This is a genomic window from Paraburkholderia sp. MM5384-R2 (assembly GCF_014201025.1).
In the GTDB taxonomy this organism is placed as follows: Bacteria; Pseudomonadota; Gammaproteobacteria; order Burkholderiales; family Burkholderiaceae; genus Paraburkholderia; species Paraburkholderia tuberum.
The window spans coordinates 130,622-148,005 of the sequence record NZ_JACHDI010000014.1; the positions used below are offsets into that span (position 1 = coordinate 130,622).

The 17,384-nt window shown below is 64.2% G+C and carries 19 protein-coding genes and 1 pseudogene; 3 read left to right on the forward strand and 17 right to left on the reverse strand.

What is annotated here, in order from left to right:
- Positions 1 to 31: 31 nt before the first annotated feature.
- Positions 32 to 970, forward strand: coding sequence for a DMT family transporter (locus HDG37_RS22025; RefSeq protein ID WP_184051272.1), 939 nt, complete (start codon positions 32 to 34; stop codon positions 968 to 970).
- A gap of 299 nt (positions 971 to 1,269) precedes the next feature.
- Here the strand turns inward: HDG37_RS22025 and HDG37_RS22030 are convergent, their stop codons facing one another.
- The 6 genes from HDG37_RS22030 to HDG37_RS22055 all read right to left on the reverse strand — a co-directional run bounded on the left by HDG37_RS22030 (position 1,270) and on the right by HDG37_RS22055 (position 5,445).
- On the reverse strand, positions 1,270 to 2,187 hold the full coding sequence (locus HDG37_RS22030) for an MBL fold metallo-hydrolase (RefSeq protein ID WP_184051275.1): 918 nt from the start codon (positions 2,185 to 2,187) through the stop codon (positions 1,270 to 1,272).
- Entirely contained in the window at positions 2,184 to 2,657 is a 474-nt protein-coding gene (locus tag HDG37_RS22035; protein WP_018419225.1) for a MaoC family dehydratase, read from the reverse strand. The genes HDG37_RS22030 and HDG37_RS22035 overlap by 4 nt, the downstream gene beginning before the upstream one ends.
- Positions 2,654 to 2,899, reverse strand: coding sequence for a DUF1289 domain-containing protein (locus tag HDG37_RS22040; RefSeq protein WP_184026326.1), 246 nt, complete (start codon positions 2,897 to 2,899; stop codon positions 2,654 to 2,656). Before HDG37_RS22040 ends, HDG37_RS22035 begins: the two co-directional genes overlap by 4 nt.
- A 5-nt stretch (positions 2,900 to 2,904) precedes the next feature.
- Positions 2,905 to 3,426 (reverse strand): YbaK/EbsC family protein, encoded by a 522-nt coding sequence (locus tag HDG37_RS22045; RefSeq protein WP_184051277.1) that lies wholly within the window; start codon positions 3,424 to 3,426, stop codon positions 2,905 to 2,907.
- Between the two features lie 34 nt (positions 3,427 to 3,460).
- Positions 3,461 to 4,387, reverse strand: coding sequence for a hydroxymethylglutaryl-CoA lyase (locus HDG37_RS22050; protein ID WP_184051279.1), 927 nt, complete (start codon positions 4,385 to 4,387; stop codon positions 3,461 to 3,463).
- A 116-nt stretch (positions 4,388 to 4,503) separates the two neighbouring features.
- Positions 4,504 to 5,445 carry a glyoxylate/hydroxypyruvate reductase A gene (locus HDG37_RS22055; RefSeq protein WP_184051281.1) on the reverse strand — a complete coding sequence of 314 codons (942 nt, stop codon included), beginning with the start codon at positions 5,443 to 5,445 and terminating at the stop codon, positions 4,504 to 4,506.
- Positions 5,446 to 5,760: 315 nt separating this feature from the next.
- Between HDG37_RS22055 and HDG37_RS22060 the strand changes: the two genes are divergently transcribed.
- The gene (locus tag HDG37_RS22060; RefSeq protein WP_184051283.1) at positions 5,761 to 6,363 is read left to right on the forward strand and encodes an alpha/beta hydrolase; all 603 of its coding nucleotides are present in this window, start codon (positions 5,761 to 5,763) and stop codon (positions 6,361 to 6,363) included.
- A gap of 3 nt (positions 6,364 to 6,366) precedes the next feature.
- Positions 6,367 to 6,639: pseudogene (locus HDG37_RS22065) on the forward strand (sulfate ABC transporter substrate-binding protein); the annotation flags it as partial.
- A 325-nt stretch (positions 6,640 to 6,964) separates the two neighbouring features.
- Here HDG37_RS22065 and HDG37_RS22070 read toward each other — a convergent pair.
- From HDG37_RS22070 to HDG37_RS22120, 11 genes are all read right to left on the reverse strand, one after another.
- Positions 6,965 to 7,552 (reverse strand): type VI secretion system amidase effector protein Tae4, encoded by a 588-nt coding sequence (locus HDG37_RS22070; protein WP_184051285.1) that lies wholly within the window; start codon positions 7,550 to 7,552, stop codon positions 6,965 to 6,967.
- Positions 7,552 to 8,052, reverse strand: coding sequence for a PAAR domain-containing protein (locus HDG37_RS38820; RefSeq protein WP_221312104.1), 501 nt, complete (start codon positions 8,050 to 8,052; stop codon positions 7,552 to 7,554). The genes HDG37_RS22070 and HDG37_RS38820 overlap by 1 nt, the downstream gene beginning before the upstream one ends.
- 313 nt (positions 8,053 to 8,365) lie before the next feature.
- Positions 8,366 to 9,466 carry a biotin synthase BioB gene (gene bioB, locus HDG37_RS22080; RefSeq protein ID WP_184051287.1) on the reverse strand — a complete coding sequence of 367 codons (1,101 nt, stop codon included), beginning with the start codon at positions 9,464 to 9,466 and terminating at the stop codon, positions 8,366 to 8,368.
- A 52-nt stretch (positions 9,467 to 9,518) separates the two neighbouring features.
- The gene (bioD, locus tag HDG37_RS22085) at positions 9,519 to 10,259 is read right to left on the reverse strand and encodes a dethiobiotin synthase (protein ID WP_184051289.1); all 741 of its coding nucleotides are present in this window, start codon (positions 10,257 to 10,259) and stop codon (positions 9,519 to 9,521) included.
- Entirely contained in the window at positions 10,256 to 11,440 is a 1,185-nt protein-coding gene (gene bioF, locus HDG37_RS22090) for an 8-amino-7-oxononanoate synthase (RefSeq protein ID WP_184051291.1), read from the reverse strand. The genes bioD and bioF overlap by 4 nt, the downstream gene beginning before the upstream one ends.
- Positions 11,440 to 12,801: an adenosylmethionine--8-amino-7-oxononanoate transaminase gene (bioA, locus tag HDG37_RS22095; protein WP_184051293.1), complete on the reverse strand. Its 1,362-nt coding sequence runs from the start codon at positions 12,799 to 12,801 to the stop codon at positions 11,440 to 11,442. Before bioA ends, bioF begins: the two co-directional genes overlap by 1 nt.
- Positions 12,802 to 12,876: 75 nt before the next feature.
- Entirely contained in the window at positions 12,877 to 13,104 is a 228-nt protein-coding gene (locus HDG37_RS22100; protein ID WP_184051295.1) for a hypothetical protein, read from the reverse strand.
- Positions 13,105 to 13,153: 49 nt separating this feature from the next.
- A complete protein-coding gene (locus HDG37_RS22105; RefSeq protein ID WP_184051297.1) occupies positions 13,154 to 14,461 on the reverse strand; it encodes a dienelactone hydrolase family protein in 1,308 nt (435 codons plus the stop codon).
- Positions 14,462 to 15,079: 618 nt separating this feature from the next.
- Positions 15,080 to 15,535 carry a YchJ family protein gene (locus HDG37_RS22110; protein ID WP_184051299.1) on the reverse strand — a complete coding sequence of 152 codons (456 nt, stop codon included), beginning with the start codon at positions 15,533 to 15,535 and terminating at the stop codon, positions 15,080 to 15,082.
- Positions 15,536 to 15,542: 7 nt separating this feature from the next.
- Positions 15,543 to 16,673 carry an acyl-CoA dehydrogenase family protein gene (locus HDG37_RS22115; RefSeq protein WP_184051301.1) on the reverse strand — a complete coding sequence of 377 codons (1,131 nt, stop codon included), beginning with the start codon at positions 16,671 to 16,673 and terminating at the stop codon, positions 15,543 to 15,545.
- A 33-nt stretch (positions 16,674 to 16,706) separates the two neighbouring features.
- Positions 16,707 to 17,384 (reverse strand): SDR family oxidoreductase, encoded by a 678-nt coding sequence (locus HDG37_RS22120; RefSeq protein WP_184051303.1) that lies wholly within the window; start codon positions 17,382 to 17,384, stop codon positions 16,707 to 16,709.

The following is a 17,384-nucleotide window of genomic DNA, read 5'->3' on the forward strand; positions in this document are numbered from 1 at the left end:
CAGTTATGCAGTCACAATCCGGGATCGAATCATGGCTTCAAACAAGGCTTCCGTCACGACCTCGAGCAGCTCGCCCAGCGACATCCGCCGTGGCGCGGCGGAGATGAGCATCGCGATGCTGATGTCGGGCACGATCGGCTGGCTCGTCGTGTCTTCGCAGCAAAGCCCGTTCAACGTGGTGTTTTTCCGCTGCATTTTCGGCGGCGCGACGCTCGCGCTCGTGTGCGCCGTACTCGGCCTGTTCCGCCGCGAGCTGTTTTCGTGGAAGATGCTCGGCCTCGCGTTGCTCGGCGGCGCGGCGATCGTCGTGAACTGGGTATTGCTGTTCGCCGCGTATTCCCGCGCGTCGATTTCGATGGCGACGGCCGTCTACAACACGCAGCCGTTCATGTTGGTCGGGCTCGGCGCGCTGGTGTTTCGCGAGCGCATCAGCGCATCGACGATCGCGTGGCTCGTGGTCGCGTTCGTCGGGCTTGTGTTCGTCGTGAAGGTCGAGCCGGCCGTGCTCGCGGTGCCGGGGCAGTATCTGGTCGGCGTCGCCTATGCGGTCGGTGCGGCGGCGATGTACGCGGTGTCGTCGATCATCACGAAGCGGCTGAAGGGCACGCCGCCGCATCTGCTCGCGCTGATTCAGGTATCGCTCGGCGCGCTGTTGCTCACGCCGTTCGTACGCTTCGACGCGTTGCCGGCAAGCGGCGCGCAGTGGCTCGAACTGGTCGTGCTCGGCGTCGTCCATACCGGGCTCATGTACGTGCTGCTATATGGCGCGATCCAGAAGCTGCCGACGTCGATGACGGGCGCGTTGTCGTTCATCTATCCGGTGGTCGCGATCATCGTCGACCGGCTCGCGTTCGGACAGACGCTCGCATGGATTCAGGTGCTCGGCGCCGCGCTGATTCTGCTGGCGGCGGCAGGCGTCAATCTCGGGTGGCGGATCGTGCCGCAGAGAAAGCGCTTATCGTCCACGTGATGCCGATTCGACATTCAATCGGATATTGCTACGGATCCCGGAATAACGCGCAAGCGTTCAAGCGCTTAACGCCGTTTGACGACAGATCATGTATGCATTCGTAAAACGTGGCGCCAAATTTCTGTAGGGAAATCACCGATGCGATGCAAAAACCCACGCGCGTATCATCGACAGCGACGCTGATCACGTCCAACAGATGTTCCGCCGCTCGCTTCGTCGAGCGGTTTTCTTTTTGGCAGCACGGTTTTGCGTTCCGGTGCGCTTTTCCACCGCGCCGGTCGAACCGGTCACATCACAGTTCAATGCCGCGCGAGAATGCGTGTGCCGTCCACTTCGAGCGGTCCATCGTTCGCCGCGAGCTCCCCGATCATTCCCTTCAGCAACGCGGGCCATTCGCCGCGCGGCTTCAGCATCGACGCGGCCGCGCGCATCACGGCCGCGTCGGCGAGCATGCGCAGCAGCGTATCCACACTCATCTCGCGGACTTCGAGCAGCTTGAATACGATCAGCACTTTCAGCGCATTCTTTGCGTTGCGCGCGGGATCGGCGCGCAACCAGGCGACGCGCGACATCGCGCGTTCGAGCGCCGCTTCGACCTGCGTGAACGGCGCGCCGTGGCCTGGGATGACGACGCGCACGTCGAGCGTTGCGATCAGGTCGAGCACGCCCTGCTGCTCGGCGAAGCCGCTTTCGCCTTCGAGTTCGGGAAAGATCACGCCGAAGCCGTTTTCCCACAGCGCATCCGCGCTGATCAGCAAGCGTTCGTCCGCGCAATAGAGCATCAGCGAATGCGGATCATGGCCGGGCGCGCCGAGCACCTCCCAGTCGAGTGCGCCCAGCCGCAAGCGCGCGCCGGGTGTCAGCGTGCCGGTGAAGCCGAAGCGCTCGCAGGTTTGACCGGTCGCGCGAAAGCTGAGGCGAGTTTCGTCCCAGTCGCGCACGGCATCGGCTTCGGATGACGGAATCAGCGTGCGGCACGGCCACGTTGCCTGCAACAGTGCGTTGCCGCCGCAATGATCCGAATGCAGGTGCGTGTTGACGATCAGATCGAGCGGCCGCGTGCGCAACGCATTGCGTACCAGCGCGACCGTTTGCGATGCGTGCGTCGCATAGCCGGTATCGACCAGCGCGGCGCATGTGTCGTCGACGAGCAGCACGTTGTTCGACGACAGCCAGCCGCGTTCGAAAACCCGGATCGATGCGGGCAGCGCGATCATGGTGCGACCGTTCTCGCTTGCGCGTCCACGACCGCGTCGGGCTTCGGCATCACGAGGATCGTCGAGGTACCCGTCAACATCAGCTCGCCGCGCTGATTGACCACCGAACCTTCGAGATAGGTCAGATCGCCGTTCAGGCTCGGCTTCCAGTGAGCGTCGTGCACACGCCACGTGATCGTCAGCGTGTCGTGCGCCTGCACTGCCTTCTTCAGCTTGATATCGAATTCGAGGCCGAGCGGTTGCGCGTAAGTAGAGAAATGCGTGGCGAGCAGCGCCATGAAATACGCGGTGGGTTGCGTGCCCGACGCGATCAAGCCGCCAAAGCGGCTTTGCGCGGCATACGCTTCATCGTGATGCAACGGGTTCAGGTCGACGACGAGCGTCGCGAACGATTTGATCGAATCCACCGACAACTCGAGCGTCGAACTGAACGTCTCACCGGGCGTCACGATGCGCGGCGCGGCGTTCATTGCTTCTCCTTCGTCGTCGATGTCGTGCGCAGCGCCATTAACGTCGCGTGGCGCACTTCGATCGCGTCCCACACCGCGCGCTTCGCGTCGTTGTCGAGCGTCGACCAGCCGGCGATTTCGTCGATCGTGCGCAGGCATCCTTCGCACCAGCCGGTCGATGCATCCATCCTGCACACGCTGATGCACGGCGACGGCACGCAACCGCCGTCGTCCGTGTCGTCGTAATCGTTGCCGCTCGCCATCGTGTTCAGGCCGGCTCGCGCAACGCGACATCGACGACCGGCGCGCCTGTGAGCGAGATCAGCTCCTGCGCGGTCAGATTGAACACCGCGTGCGGATGACCGGCGGCCGCCCACAGGCTCTCCAGTTCGAGCAGATCCGCATCGATCAACGTGACCGGCTCGGTCGCGTGACCGACCGGGCACACGCCACCGATCGCATAGCCGGTCTTTTCGCGCACGAACTTCGCGTCCGCGCGGCCGATCTCGCCGACCTGCGCGGCCACTTTCTTTTCGTCGACACGATTCGCGCCGCTCGCGATCACGAGCACCGGCGCGTCGTCTTCGCGGCGCCGGAACAGGATCGACTTCGCGATCTGCGCGACCGAGCAGCCGAGTCCGGCGGCCGCTTCGGCGGAAGTCTTGCCGGTTTCCGGCAGCATCACGATTCGCCCCGCGTGACCGCGTTCGCGCAGCAGCAGCGCGACGCGGCGTGCCGAGTCGGGCAGCGCGGCGAGATCGTCGGAGTCGAAGGACGCGAGGTCGTTCATTGTTTGGGACCCTGAATGAAAATGGATGCTGCGGTTATACGCAGGTGTTTGCTTCGCTGCGCGCCTTCGCGAGCAGCGCTTTACCGGCGCGCGACACGTTGGACCGGCCGATCGCGTTCGAAATGAAGTCGCCGATTTCGACCACTTGCGCGAGGTCGATACCGGTCTCGATGCCGAGGCCGTTCATCAGATACAGCACGTCTTCGGTCGCGACGTTGCCGGTCGCGCCCTTCGCATACGGGCAACCGCCGAGCCCCGCGACCGATGCATGAAAAATCTCGACGCCTTCGAGCAGCGCCGCGTAGATGTTCGCGAGCGCCTGGCCATAGGTGTCGTGGAAGTGTCCCGACAGATGCTCGCGCGGAAACACTTCGGTCACGGCCTCGAACACTTCGCGCGTGCGCTTCGGCGTGCCGACGCCGATCGTGTCGGCGATATCGATCTCGTCGCAGCCGAGCGCGGCGAAGCGCTTGACGACGTCGACGACCGAAGCGACCGGCACTTCGCCCTGGTACGGACAGCCGAGCGCGCACGACACGCTGCCGCGAATCCGCAGCTTATGTTGTTTCGCCGCCGCGGCGACTGGCGCGAATCGCTCGATGCTCTCCGCGATGCTGCAGTTGATGTTCTTCTGCGAGAACGCCTCGCTCGCCGCGCCGAAGATGACGATCTCGTCGGCGCGCGCGGCGAGCGCGCCTTCGAAACCGCGCAGGTTCGGCGTCAGCACCGAGTAAATCGTGCCGTCGCGGCGCTCGATGCCGGCCATCACGTCGGCGCCGTCGGCCATCTGCGGCACCCATTTCGGCGACACGAACGACGCTGCCTCGACGTTGCGGAAGCCCGCCGCCGACAGCCGGTTGATCAGCTCGATCTTGGTCGCGGTCGGCACGAATTCCTTCTCGTTCTGCAGCCCGTCGCGCGGACCCACTTCGACGATTTTCACTTGCTTCGGTAAGGCCATGATGTGTCTCCGATCCGATGCGGTTTGATCGCGGTCCCATCCGGGATGGGTGCTGCCGCGTTGCTGCAATTCAAGTCAGCCCGCACGCCTGCGACGCGTGCGGGTGCGGGTTTCACTCAGTAGCCGCGTTCCAGTTGCACTGCGCCGCTCACCTGCTGGCCGCGCATCATCGCGCCGATCTTGTCCGCGACCTGCGCGACGCTGTCCTCGCGCAACGTCAGCGCCGACGTGTGCGGCGTGATCGTGACGCGCGGCTCGCGCCAGAAAGGATGATCGGCGGGCAGCGGTTCCTCGCGGAACACGTCGAGCGTCGCGGCGGCGAGCTGGCCGCTCGCGAGCGCAGCGAGCAGATCCGCTTCGACGAGATGCGCGCCGCGCGCGACGTTGATCAGATATGCGCCGCGCGCGAGCTTCGCGAAGACTCGCGCATTCAGCACGCTTTCCGTGTCGGGTGTATGCGGCAGCAGATTGACGAGCACCTTCGCGCCGTCGAGGAAGCTATCGAATTGCGCGTCGCCGGCGAACGTCGCGATGCCATCGATCTGCTTCTCGCCGCGACTATAGCCGCGCACCGGCAGGCCGAACGACGCGAGCGTTTGCGCGACCTGCGTGCCGAGCACGCCGAGCCCGAGCACACCCACCGTGAACGTTGCGCGCGGATGCGGCTCGAGCACTTTCCAGCGGCGCTCGCCTTGCAGCACCTGATATTCGTCGAAGCGGCGCAGATAGCGCAGCACCGCATGCGTCACGTACTCGGCCATCTGCGCGCCCATGCCGGTATCTTCGAGGCGAATCAACGGCACCTCGGGCGGCAACGTGCCCGGATGCGCGCGTTCGAGCGCGAGAATCGCATCGACCCCAGCACCGAGATTGAAGATCGCGCGCAGCGTATTGCGTCCGGCCAGCATCTCGCGCGGCGGACGCCAGACCACCGCGAAATCGGCTGGGCTGGTGTCGCCGGGCTTCCATTCGCGCAGCTCGGCGGCGGGCAGAGCGCACGCAAAGTCGTGCAGCCACGCGGCGGCTTCGGTGTGCGGTGCGTAGAAGAGTATTTTCATGCGGTCCGGAGTGCGTCGGCGTCGATGTGGGCGTGAGCGGGACGGACCCGGAGCGCGCGACGGCAATCGGACGACGCGTGCGGGATCGGGTCTCCTCCCGGTATGAACAGGCTTCATTCTACTTTTTCGACGCAAATCGCGCGCGTTTGCGCACGCACGTGCGCTTCGAGATGCATGCCGTGGTGGGCGTCGAGTTCGCGCGTACCCGCGCATTTCTTCGTTTGCCCGATAACGAAAGCACAAAAACTTGGTTCATCGATGCGCGACCGGGCGGGACAATGATTGCCTGGATTCCTTGCGCAGCGAGGCACGCACATGCTTTCATGCACCCGATCGAGCTGGCCGCCACGGCTCGTCACCGTTCCCGGCTTGCACGGCAGCGAAGGCGCGCATTGGCAAACATGGCTGGAGCGGCAGTTCGCGCGCTCGTTGCGCGTCGAGCAGGCCAACTGGGACGCGCCCGATCTCGCGCGATGGGCGAAGTCGTTGTGCGATCTGCTCGCGCGCGAACGCGGTCCATTCGTGCTGGTCGCGCATAGCTTTGGCTGCCTCGCGACCGCGCATGCGTTGCAGCAGGGCGCGCTCGCCAGCGAGGTGGTCGGCGTGCTGTTCGTCGCGCCCGCGAGTCCGCGCAAGTTCGAATTCGCGGGGCCGTTCGACGCGCGACGTCTGGGCGTGCCGTCGATCCTGATCGGCAGCGAAACTGATCCGTGGATGACGCTCGCCGACGCGCGCGATCTCGCGAGGCGTTTCGGCAGCGCGTTCGTCAATCTCGGCGACGCGGGGCATATCAACACGGCGGCGGGCTTCGGTCCGTGGCCGCGCGCGAAGTACTTCATCGATACGCTCGTGCATTGCGCGGCGCCGCTGCGCTTTCGCGAAGAGGCGATCGAAACCGCGCCGCATGCGCTCGTGTGAGCGGTGTCGATCGTCGATAAGGTCGTCGACAAGCGTGGCACGCGCACGCAAGCGCAGGCGTATCTCGACTATCTGTGGTCACCGGCCGCGCAGGAGATCATCGCTCAGCATCATCTGCATCCGCGCGACAAGGGCGTCCTCGCGAAGCACGCGGCCGAGTTCAAGCCGATCAAGACGTTCACGGTGGAGGAGATGTTCGGGAGCTGGCAGAAGACGCAGGACACGCACTTCTCCGATGGGGGGACGTTCGATCAGATTATTGTTGATCGGAAGTAAAGCCGACGTTTCGCTTCGGGAACAGGTTCGTTGTGTTGCGGAGGCATGACTTTGCTCATGCCGGCCCGTCCGGTCATGCCGCTGACGTGCCCTCATCACTCCTGGTGGCGTTTGCCCGAATAGCCGATATAACCGCCGACTATCGAGCTCACGCATGCCAGCACGAACCAGAGAATCAGAAAGATGTTTTCTGCTGTGCGAGAGGTATCGAAGATACTTCCTTTGCCGTGCAGCAGAAAAACACCGTACAGGTAGAGCCCGACCCACGACAGTAGGGTGGCGCAAACTGCTCCCACGGTGACGCCGACGAGAGGCCTTGAAAATCTCATTTCACCGGAAAGAACAGAATTGTTTTCGAGTTTCGAAAGTCGGACCAGATACCCGGAATAACAATGTTCCAGCTGACTCTGAGTCCGGTGCCGAAGCCCGTCAACCTGTTGCCGTTCCAAAGATCGATGTGACCGCCGCTTGTACTACCCGTCGAATCGGTGTCGCGACTCCAGTACCGGTCAAACATTAAGATGCCGGTACGGCCTTTGACTTTCGTAACCCAATCGGCTCCGGTGACGTTCTCCGGGTTGCCGATGCCGGCAAAGGGCTGAAGTTTGAGCCACTCGCCAAGTTCATTGGCTCGTGTAGCCGTTGCGTTTCCGTCCAGCATGATACGTCCAATGCTGGGCTGTCCATCAAGCGGCGTGATTAGCTTGGAGGAAAACGACTTCATCAGGATGCCGACATGATGAAAGGTCACACTCATGCGAATCGCGCACTGGTCAGGATAGTCCGGATTGTCGTACGGATCGCCCGATGGATAGTTATCCCAAAGTTGCTGAAATGTGACGGCGTTCAACTGAATTGACTTTTGGGAGCCGGGCGTCGAATTGGTCCTGACTACCGTTTTTCGGTTGGGCATTAGTCGGAAACTCCGACCATTCTCGCTAGCGCTTCGTCACCCCAATATACAACGTACTCGGCGGCGATCGCGCCGCTCGAGATGCGTGGCAATTGACCGCTCGTGTCGAGACGGCCGAACTGTATGCGTTTATCTGCTGTTTCAATGTAATACGGGTAGCCCGGAAGCAGGGCACCCACCACGCTGGCACAGACCTGCTCGTCATATACGAGCGCCGTCCACGACGACGTAGCCGCCGCGAGCGCAGCACTAACTTGCCCATGCGCCAAGCCGTCATCAGTTTCAATGAAGACGCGTGGATTACTGCCGACTATCACCCGGTTCTTGTCGCAGGGACATAGCACGCGATCACCATCGAGAACGGCACGCCGGCCTTTTTCGGATAGACCCTTGCCGGTGCCGAATAGCTTGAACGTGCCCTCGCAGTTGCCGCATGTCGCTTCGTCTCCGCTCAGGGCAATCTTTTTGCCGTTATCGGAGATGCTTGACGAATAGGCCATGACGAGTCCGCGTGTCGTGGTGGAGTCACCGTGTCGTACGGCTGCCTTACGCATTCATGCTCTCCTGAAGTGCTCAGGAGCATCACCCTACATGCGCGAGGATATTTTTGAAATCAGACCGATTGCGACAATTCCTAATTTGACGCAATTTGTATATTGATTAGGTTTCTTGAATTGCTGATCAAAGCTTCGCCATGAAAAACACCCCGAAGATTGGATCAACGTCCAACTTTCGGGGTGAATTTCGCCACTATGCAGCGGCGCAGACCATTAGTTCGCGCACGCAGCGCATGCGGCTCAGCGCTTCCACGACTCAATTCGCCACGTTGTGATCCCCATGCCCATGCGCACACCCATGCTCGCACTCGCTCTGCTCGACCGGCATCTGCTGCGCAGCCTCAGCGCGAATCCCCAGGCGCGCGAGCAGCTTGCGATCCGCTTCCGCCTGCGGGTTGCTCGTGGTCAGCAACTGATCGCCGTAGAAAATCGAATTCGCGCCTGCAAGGAAGCACATTGCCTGCAACGCCTCATCCATCTGCTCGCGTCCGGCCGATAGACGTACCATCGCGCGCGGCATCGTGATGCGCGCAATCGCGATCGTGCGCACGAATTCGAACGGATCGATCGCTTCGGTCCCGGTCAGCGGCGTGCCTTGCACCTGCACCAGATTGTTGATCGGCACCGATTCCGGATACGGCTCCATGTTCGCGAGCTGCGCGATCAGCCCCGCGCGTTCGCGGCGCGATTCGCCCATACCGACGATGCCGCCGCAGCACACGTTGATGCCCGCGTCGCGCACGCGTTCGAGCGTGTCGAGGCGATCCTGGTACGTGCGCGTCGAAATGATCTGGCCGTAGAACTCCGGCGACGTATCGAGGTTGTGGTTGTAATAGTCGAGGCCCGCATCGCGCAGCGCTTGCGCCTGGTGCGTTTCGAGCATGCCGAGCGTCACGCAGGTTTCGAGGCCCATCGCCTTCACGCCGCGGATCATGTCCTTGATCGGCTCCAGGTGGCGGTCCTTCGGATTGCGCCACGCGGCGCCCATGCAGAAGCGCGTCGCGCCGTTCTGCTTTGCGACCTGCGCGGCGGCCAGCACTTCGTCGACCGGCATCAGCTTGTCGGCGGCGAGACCCGTGTCGTGATGCACCGATTGCGGACAGTATGCGCAATCCTCTTCGCAGCCGCCGGTCTTGATCGACAGCAGCGTCGACAGTTGCACCGCATTGGCGTCGAAATGCTCGCGATGCGTTTGCTGCGCGCGAAACAGCAGGTCGTTGAACGGCAGTTCGTACAACGCGACGATATCGGCGACGCGCCAACGCGCGAGCGGCTTCGCTTCAGTGGCGGCGGCAGTCGGATTGCCGTTGGTGGCGCTCGTGTCGGCGGTGCCCGCTGCGATGTTCAGTTGTGTCATGTGATCGATCCTCGTAAACGGATGAATTTGGGTTCGGCGCTGCGGGGCAGCGCTATGCCGCGCGCAATTGGCGCAGCGTTTGCAGAAGCCGTCGAATGTCGAGCTGTTGCGCTGCAAGCTCCGGCGACGGCGGGCTGATATGCGGCACGACGCCGAGCAACGGCGCGTCGTACGCTTGCGCGAAATGCACGCGAATCGACGCGATGTTTTCGTCGGGAAAGGTCATGTCCTGGTCGATGCGATTCGCGACCCAGCCCGCGAGCGTTAGACCGCGCGCGGCGATCGCTTCGGCAGTCAGCAGCGCGTGGCTGATGCAGCCGAGCCGCATGCCGACCACCAGCACCACCGGCAGCTTCAGCGCGACGGCGAGATCGGCGGTGTCCTGCGTCGCGGTCAACGGCACACGAAAGCCGCCGACACCTTCGACAACGACCACCTCGGCGAGCTTCAACGCCTCGCGATGGCACGCGACGATGTGCTCGAGATCGAACGAGACGTTTTCCAGCGCCGCCGCGATGTGCGGCGCGGCCGGTTCCCTCAGCAGATACGGCGTGCGCATGGCGGGCGGCAGCAGCACGCTCGACGCGGCATCGAGCTGATCCGCGTCCTCGTTGTGCAGCACGCCGTTCACTTCGAACGCGCCCGCCGCGATCGGCTTCATCGCGGCTGCCTGCAGGCCTTCGCGCACGAAGCCGCGCAATAGCGCCGACGACACGAAGGTCTTGCCGATTTCCGTATCGGTGCCGGTGACGAACAGCGACAGCGCGCCGTCATCGTTAATCAGGTTGCTCATGCCGCGCGCGCTCCGGCTCGTTGCAGGCCGGCCTCGAGCCGGTCGAGATCCGCATGCGAATGCGCGGCCGACAGCGAGATGCGCAGGCGCGACGTGCCGGTCGGCACGGTCGGCGGACGGATCGCGGGCACCCACAGCCCCGCGCGATCGAGTGACGCGGCGATGTCGAGCGTCGCATCGTTCGCGCCGATGATCAGCGGCTGCACGGCCGTATGTGAATCGACGGGCAGCCACGGCGTCGCCTTCAGCATCGCGCGCGTGCGTTCGATCAGTTGCTGGAGATGCGCGCGGCGCGCATCGCCTTCCTCGCCGCCGATGATGCGCAGACTCGCCGACACCGCATGCGCGGCCGCCGGCACCGACGCGGTCGTGAAGATATACGGACGCGCGCGCTGCACGAGCCATTCGATCACGGTCGCATGCGCGACGACGAACGCGCCGGAGACACCCGCCGCCTTGCCGAGCGTGCCGATCGAGATCAGATGCGGCGAGCGCAGCGCGGCCTGCGCGATCGCGCCACGGCCTTGCGGACCCAGTACGCCGAAGCCGTGCGCATCGTCGACGATCAGCCATGCGCCGTGCCGCTCGGCGAGTTCGAGCAAACGCGGCAGCGGCGCGATGTCGCCGTCCATGCTGAACACCGTGTCGGACACGATCACCTTGACGTCCGCCTCCGACGCTTCGAGCATCGCGCTCAATGCATCCATGTCGCAGTGCGGATAGATCTGCACATCCGCGCGCGACAGCCGCGCGCCGTCGATCAGCGAAGCATGATTGAGCGCATCGGAGAACAGCGTCGTGCCGCGGCCCGCGAGCGCGGTCAGCGTCGCGAGATTCGCCATATAGCCGGTGCTGAAATACAACGCGCGGGCGTCGTCGAGAAAGCCCCCGGCAAATTCAGCGAGATCGTATTCGAGTTGCGCATGCGCACGCGAATGACCGCCGAGCAGATGCGAGCCGCCGCTGCCCGCGCCATACAGGCGCGCGCCTTCGGCGATCGCGTCGATCAATTGCGGATGCGCGGCAAGGCCCAGATAGTCGTTGCTCGCGAAGCCGATGATTTCACGGCCGTCGACCGTCATGTGCGCGGCGCATGGTGTGTCGGCGGTGCGCCGGTGTCGGCGCAGGCCGCGCGCGTCGATTTCCTTCAGGCCTTCGGCGAGTGTGTCGAGCAGATGCATCAGCGGGTCTCCGCGAGCGTGGCGTCGAAGGTGTCGCGCGTGCGCGTGGCGAGCAGCGCGAGTTCTTCGTCATCGAGGATGTACGGCGGCATCAGGTACACGGTGGTGCCGATCGGGCGCAACAACAGCTCGCGTTGCAGCGCGTTTTCGAAGAAGCGGCGCGAGAACGTTTTGGCTTGCTGAGGATCGTCGATCATTGCGTCGAACGCGAAGATCGTGCCGCGCTGACGCAGATTGCGCACCTGCGCGTGCTCGACGAGCGGCGCGAGCGCGGCCGCGAGGGTCGCCGATTTGCGTGCGTTGGCGGCGAGCACGTCGTCGCTCGTGAACAGATCGAGCGTCGCGAGCGCGGCGCGGCACGCGAGCGGATTGCCGGTGTACGAGTGCGAGTGCAGGAAGCCGCGCGCGGTGTCGTCGTGATAGAAGGCCGCGAAGATCTCGTCGCGCGACAGCACGATCGACAGCGGCAGATAGCCGCCGCTGATGCCTTTCGACAGACACAGGAAGTCCGGCCACACGCCCGCCTGTTCGCACGCGAAGAACGTGCCGGTGCGGCCGCAGCCGACTGCGATTTCGTCGGCGATCAGATGCACGCCGTACCGGTCGCACAACGCGCGCAATCCGGCGACGTACGACGCGTCGTGCATCGCCATGCCGGCCGCGCATTGCACGAGCGGCTCGACGATCAGTGCGGCGATGCGGTTCGCGCGCGCCTCGAACAGCGCGCGCACATGGTCGAGCGCGCGGCGCGCGACCTCGACGGCGGTTTCGCCCGCTTGCGCGAGCCGCGCATCGGGCGAGGCGACGACGTGGGCGTGACGAATCAGCGGATCGTACGCGTCCTTGAACAGCGCGACGTCGGTCACGCCGAGCGCGCCGATCGTCTCGCCGTGATAGCTGTTGGCAATACAGACGAATTCCTGCTTGTCGGCGTAGCCCCGGTTGCGCCAGCTGTGAAAGCTCATCTTCAGCGCGATCTCGACCGCCGACGCGCCATCCGACGCGAAGAACGCGTGGCCGAGCGTGTTGCCGGTCAACGCGTGCAGACGTTCCGCGAGTTCGACGGCGGGCTCGTGCGTGCAGCCGGCGAGCATCGCGTGTTCGAGCGTATCGAGCTGATCTTTCAGCGCCGCGTTGATGCGCGGGTTCGCATGACCGAACAGATTGACCCACCACGAACTGATCGCGTCGAGATAGCGATGACCGGCGCGATCGTACAGCCACGCGCCTTGACCGCGCGCGACGGGGATCAGCGGCAGACGTTCGTGGTGCTTCATCTGCGTGCACGGATGCCACACCGCGCGCAGGCTGCGGGCGACCCAATCGTCAGGGGCGACCGGGGGGACTGCTGACTTTTCCAAAGAGGTACTCCAAAGTGCTTTTTTGCCACGCACGCAAGCCTCGGCGAGTGCGCGGGGTCGAGATTAGCGGTTTATTTAGTCGCGCGCATCAACCGCGAAATGCTCGTTTTTCGCGGTGGCGTCGAGGTTCAGCATCGTTCGATGCAGCTCGTTCGAGTTCGTGAGGGAAGCTCGCCAATCGACGGAGATAGCGACGTCAAAGTAATGGGCTGTTACTGGCCAGAATTTGGGGTGACGAGGTGTTTTTTGCGGGGGAACGGAGCGCACAAGAAAAAGCCCGCCGATACGGCGGGCTTGCGGCACATCAGAATCAGGCGCGACTCACGCCTCGACTCACGCCTCTATTCGTACTTCACTCCCGGCTCGCAATCGCTTTGCGCCCATTGGCATCGGCATCGCTTGCATCCGCCGTCTGCGAGTTCTGATTGCCCCACACGACCGCGTTATCGACCGCATACAACCGGCACGGATCGGAGCTCTGCTTCTGGCAATTCGTCACCGCCACCGACATCGGATTGTCGCCGCCCTCGGCCCACGACCACGCGCCCGAATCCGACACCGCGAACGCGCGGCTCGGATACTGATGCAGGAAGTTGCGATAGCCATTGCGGCCCTCGTTGTCGAGGTACGGCACCGAGTCGACCGCGTCGAGCGCGGCGAATCCGGTTGCCTTCGGCGCGGCCGGATCGGCGACGTGATACTGCACGGCAGTCGGCATACCGGCGCGCGCGAGGAACGCTTCGACGGCCGGCCACCATACGTGCACGCCGTCGCGGTCGCCGACCAGCCGATGCGCGTCGTTCTTGTAGTGGCCGAAGTCGACCATCTTCGCGCTGGCGCCGTGTGCGCCGTACGCGGCGTACATGCCCGCGACGAGCGGCGCGTTCCACACCGAATCGTTATCGCCATAGAGCCACAGCGACGGCACCGCAGTCTTCTCGCCGTACGCGCCGAATGCGCGCGTCAGATTGCCTTGCCAGTCTTCGCAGGCGTCCTGGCGCAGGCCGCCCGAGAAATTGATCAGCGCGCGCACGCCGGGCGCCGCTTCGGTGCCGTATGCGATCGTCGCAAGACCGCCATGCGAGGTGCCGGCCACCGCGATGTGCGTCGCGTCGACATAAGGTTGCTTCGACATGTAATCGATCGTCGCTGCGACGTCGCCGGCCTGGCCGAGGCCGTTGCGCTCGACGTCGCAGCCGTCCTGCTCGTACACGCCGTCCGAGTGACCGAAGCCCTGGCGGTTCGGCGCGACGACCACGTAACCGCGGCGCACGAATTCGCGCGCGAACGGCAGCGGGTCGCTGCGTTCCTGCGTGCGCGGGTCGCCCGGAATCTTGCCGTGGTTGAAGACGATCATCGGGAACGGGCCGGGGCCGTCCGGCTTGTAGATCGTGGTTTCAAGCGTGACCGTGCCGGCGGCGTCGACCGGCACGCGGATGATCTTTTCGTTCAGGTGAGCGGTGGGCAGGTAGACGTCGTCGTCCAGCGCGAGGCGCGGCACGCGGGCGCGCGACAGCGGTCCCTGGATGTCGCTCGACGGCGTCGCGTCGTGTGCGGAAAGGGACGAGTAGACGAGCGGATCGGCATGCGCGATCGTGACAGCACACGTGGCCGCGGCGCAGATCGCCGCACACTTCGTCAGAACCTTGCTCAACACCATTGACGCACCTGCTTTAAAGACATGTCCTGAACTCCGTGCTGTCCGGTTGCGCAAAACGCGGCTGACATTCAGCTTTCGTTCGCGATTTCGACACAAACAGACTCACTCGCGAACGTTGCGGGAAGCGCACGCACGCAAATCGAGATCGCACGGGATGAACCCAACGGCCGACGCGACCCCACGCGTCGAGGATGAACGTCACTTGATGCTGTCGGAGTCCGCGCGGCTCGCGTTCGATCAGCGGCCGGTCAGCCTTCCTTTGCATGTTGCGGAGCCGGTATGACCCGCTCTCGCAATGTGACGTCATGAAACTACGGACTCATCCTGGCACGACAATTTTGTTTTGTGCAATCAAGGAGAACCCGTGACGAAAAAATTGCTGCATGTGCGAACGAGGCTTCAAAGCCTTGCCGGGCAAGGGCCGGGGACATGTGGCGGGAAGCGGCGAGTAAAGGTCGTGTCAGTGCTGTGGCGCGAGGCCAACGAAGAAGCCCGCGTGAAAGGAACGAAAAAAGGCCTATGCAAAGGCCTTTATCAAGTTTGTGGAGAGCGAGTGAAAGGCACGAGAAAGCTTCGGCGCGCAATGCAGCGATTACTTAATCGTCGCGTGCTCTTCATTTACTCATTGACGTCGCCATCGACATAACGCCAGCGGCCATCATCGCCGCGCACGAATCGACTCGATTCATGCAACCGATAAGCACGTCCCCCCACTTTGTAGCGGGCGATGAATTCGACGCTCGCGTGATCGGCATCGCTTTCGGCGAAGCCTTTGATCTGCAGTCCGAGCCAACGGGGCGCGTCGGGCGCGGTGGGATCGACGTCGAGATCGGCGGGGCAGGTGCGGGGATCCCACGTCGCGCGCAGGTAGTCGGTTGCACCGAGCACGTACGCGCTATAGCGCGAGCGCATCAGTTCGAGCGCGCGCGGCGCCGCTTCGCCGCCGTCGATATAGCGGCCGCAGCATTGCGCGAAACGCGGGGCTTTGGTCGCGGTGCCCCCGCGTGCGTCGGGCGCGGCGCCCCCGCACGGACAGTCGACAGGTCTTTGCAGTGACAACAATGGCTTGTTCATTGAAATTTCAGTTGAGCGCGCGAGCGATCAGGATCTTCTGGATGTCGCTCGTGCCTTCGTAGATCTGGCACACGCGCACGTCGCGGTAAATCCGCTCGACCGGGAAGTCGCTCAGATAACCGTAGCCGCCGTGAATCTGCAAGGCGGCCGAGCAGATGCGCTCGGCCGCTTCGGAGGCGAACAGCTTTGCCATCGCGGCTTCGGTCAGACACGGCTGGCCCGCGTCCTTCAGCGATGCCGCGTGCCAGATCAATTGACGCGCGGCTTCGAGTTGGGTCGCCATGTCGGCAAGGCGAAACTGCACCGCCTGGTGCGAGAACAGCGGCGCGCCGAAGCTCTCGCGTTCTTTTGCGTAAGTCAGCGCCGCCTCGAACGCGGCGCGTGCCATGCCGACGCTTTGCGCGGCGATACCGATGCGCCCGCCTTCGAGACCCGACAACGCGATCCGGTAGCCTTCGCCTTGCGCGCCGATCAGGTTCGCGGCCGGCACGCGGCACGCCTCGAATACGATTTGCGCGGTATCCGACGAATGCTGGCCGAGCTTGTCTTCGACCCGCGCGACCACGTAGCCCGGCGTGCCGGTGGGCACGATGAACGCGCTGATGCCGCGCTTGCCAGCGGCCTTGTCGGTGACGGCCATCACGATCGCGACGTCGCCGTTCTTGCCGCTCGTGACGAACTGTTTGACGCCATTCAGCACGTACGCGTCGCCGTCGCGTGTCGCGGTGGTGCGCAGCGCCGACGCATCCGAGCCCGCTTGCGGCTCGGTCAGGCAGAACGCGCCGAGCATCTCGCCGCGCGCGAGCGGCGTGAGCCAGTCGCGCTTCTGCGCGTCGTTGCCATAAGTGAGCAGGATGCTGCACACGGGGCAGTTGTTCACCGAGATCGCGGTCGACGTGCCGCCGTCGCCGGCCGCGATTTCTTCGAGGATCAACGCGAGCGCGAGCGCGTCCATGCCCGCGCCGCCATACGCTTCGGGCACCAGCACGCCATAAGCACCGAGCTCGGCGAGCTGCCGGTGCACGTCGCGCGGGAAGGTGCGCTCGCGGTCCCATTGCGCCGCGTACGGCGTGATCTCTTCGCGCACGAAGGTGCGCAGCGCGTCGCGCACCATCAGGTGATCCTGATCAAGCACCATGAGCGTGTCTCCGGTCCCATGCAACGTAGTTGTCTACCAGTCGAGCTGCGTGCCGTCGTGCTGAAAGAAGCGGCCGTGGAACGCGTCGCGCGATGCCGCCGCCTGCGCCAGCACCTCGCGCATGCCGGCGACGCTGCGCTCGGGATCGAGCGCGGCCTGCGCGCCGCCCATGTCGGTGCGCACCCAGCCGGGATGCAGCGACACGCAGGTCGCGCGCTGCGCGTCGAGCGACGCGAGCTTCAGCACGGCGTTCAGCGCCGCCTTGCTCGCGCGATACAGCCAGCCGGTCGTGCCGCTTGCATCGGCGATGCTGCCCATGCGACTCGAAATCACCGCGAGCACGCCGTCCGTTTCCTCGACGAGCGGCAGCAGGATTGGCAGCAGCTGCATCGGGCCGCGCACGTTCGTGTGCATTACGTGATCGAAGTCCTCGGCGGTGATCGTTTCGATGCCTTCGGTGCGCGGACCGTACACGCCCGACACCAGGATCGCGGCATCGAGCCGTTCGCCGTTGAGCTTCCAGCCGAGCGCGGCGATGTCTTCGGGCACGGTGACATCGAGCGCGAAGGTTTCGGCGCCGAGTTCGTTGAGCGCATCGAGCGCGGCGCCGTCGCGCGCGGTCGCGAGCACGCGCCAGCCGCTCTTTCTGTACTGCCGGACGAATTCCTGGCCGATGCCACGCGATGCACCGACGATCAACACTGTTTTCAT

What these genes read in the sequence shown, in the direction of transcription:
- HDG37_RS22025 (WP_184051272.1), top strand. Translation starts at nt 32, where the DNA reads ATGGCTTCAAACAAGGCTTCCGTCACGACCTCGAGCAGCTCGCCCAGC.
- HDG37_RS22030 (WP_184051275.1), bottom strand. Translation starts at nt 2,187, where the DNA reads ATGATCGCGCTGCCCGCATCGATCCGGGTTTTCGAACGCGGCTGGCTG.
- HDG37_RS22035 (WP_018419225.1), bottom strand. Translation starts at nt 2,657, where the DNA reads ATGAACGCCGCGCCGCGCATCGTGACGCCCGGTGAGACGTTCAGTTCG.
- HDG37_RS22040 (WP_184026326.1), bottom strand. Translation starts at nt 2,899, where the DNA reads ATGGCGAGCGGCAACGATTACGACGACACGGACGACGGCGGTTGCGTG.
- HDG37_RS22045 (WP_184051277.1), bottom strand. Translation starts at nt 3,426, where the DNA reads ATGAACGACCTCGCGTCCTTCGACTCCGACGATCTCGCCGCGCTGCCC.
- HDG37_RS22050 (WP_184051279.1), bottom strand. Translation starts at nt 4,387, where the DNA reads ATGGCCTTACCGAAGCAAGTGAAAATCGTCGAAGTGGGTCCGCGCGAC.
- HDG37_RS22055 (WP_184051281.1), bottom strand. Translation starts at nt 5,445, where the DNA reads ATGAAAATACTCTTCTACGCACCGCACACCGAAGCCGCCGCGTGGCTG.
- HDG37_RS22060 (WP_184051283.1), top strand. Translation starts at nt 5,761, where the DNA reads ATGCTTTCATGCACCCGATCGAGCTGGCCGCCACGGCTCGTCACCGTT.
- HDG37_RS22070 (WP_184051285.1), bottom strand. Translation starts at nt 7,552, where the DNA reads ATGCCCAACCGAAAAACGGTAGTCAGGACCAATTCGACGCCCGGCTCC.
- HDG37_RS38820 (WP_221312104.1), bottom strand. Translation starts at nt 8,052, where the DNA reads ATGGCCTATTCGTCAAGCATCTCCGATAACGGCAAAAAGATTGCCCTG.
- bioB (WP_184051287.1), bottom strand. Translation starts at nt 9,466, where the DNA reads ATGACACAACTGAACATCGCAGCGGGCACCGCCGACACGAGCGCCACC.
- bioD (WP_184051289.1), bottom strand. Translation starts at nt 10,259, where the DNA reads ATGAGCAACCTGATTAACGATGACGGCGCGCTGTCGCTGTTCGTCACC.
- bioF (WP_184051291.1), bottom strand. Translation starts at nt 11,440, where the DNA reads ATGCATCTGCTCGACACACTCGCCGAAGGCCTGAAGGAAATCGACGCG.
- HDG37_RS22105 (WP_184051297.1), bottom strand. Translation starts at nt 14,461, where the DNA reads ATGGTGTTGAGCAAGGTTCTGACGAAGTGTGCGGCGATCTGCGCCGCG.
- HDG37_RS22110 (WP_184051299.1), bottom strand. Translation starts at nt 15,535, where the DNA reads ATGAACAAGCCATTGTTGTCACTGCAAAGACCTGTCGACTGTCCGTGC.
- HDG37_RS22115 (WP_184051301.1), bottom strand. Translation starts at nt 16,673, where the DNA reads ATGGTGCTTGATCAGGATCACCTGATGGTGCGCGACGCGCTGCGCACC.
- HDG37_RS22120 (WP_184051303.1), bottom strand. Translation starts at nt 17,384, where the DNA reads ATGAAAACAGTGTTGATCGTCGGTGCATCGCGTGGCATCGGCCAGGAA.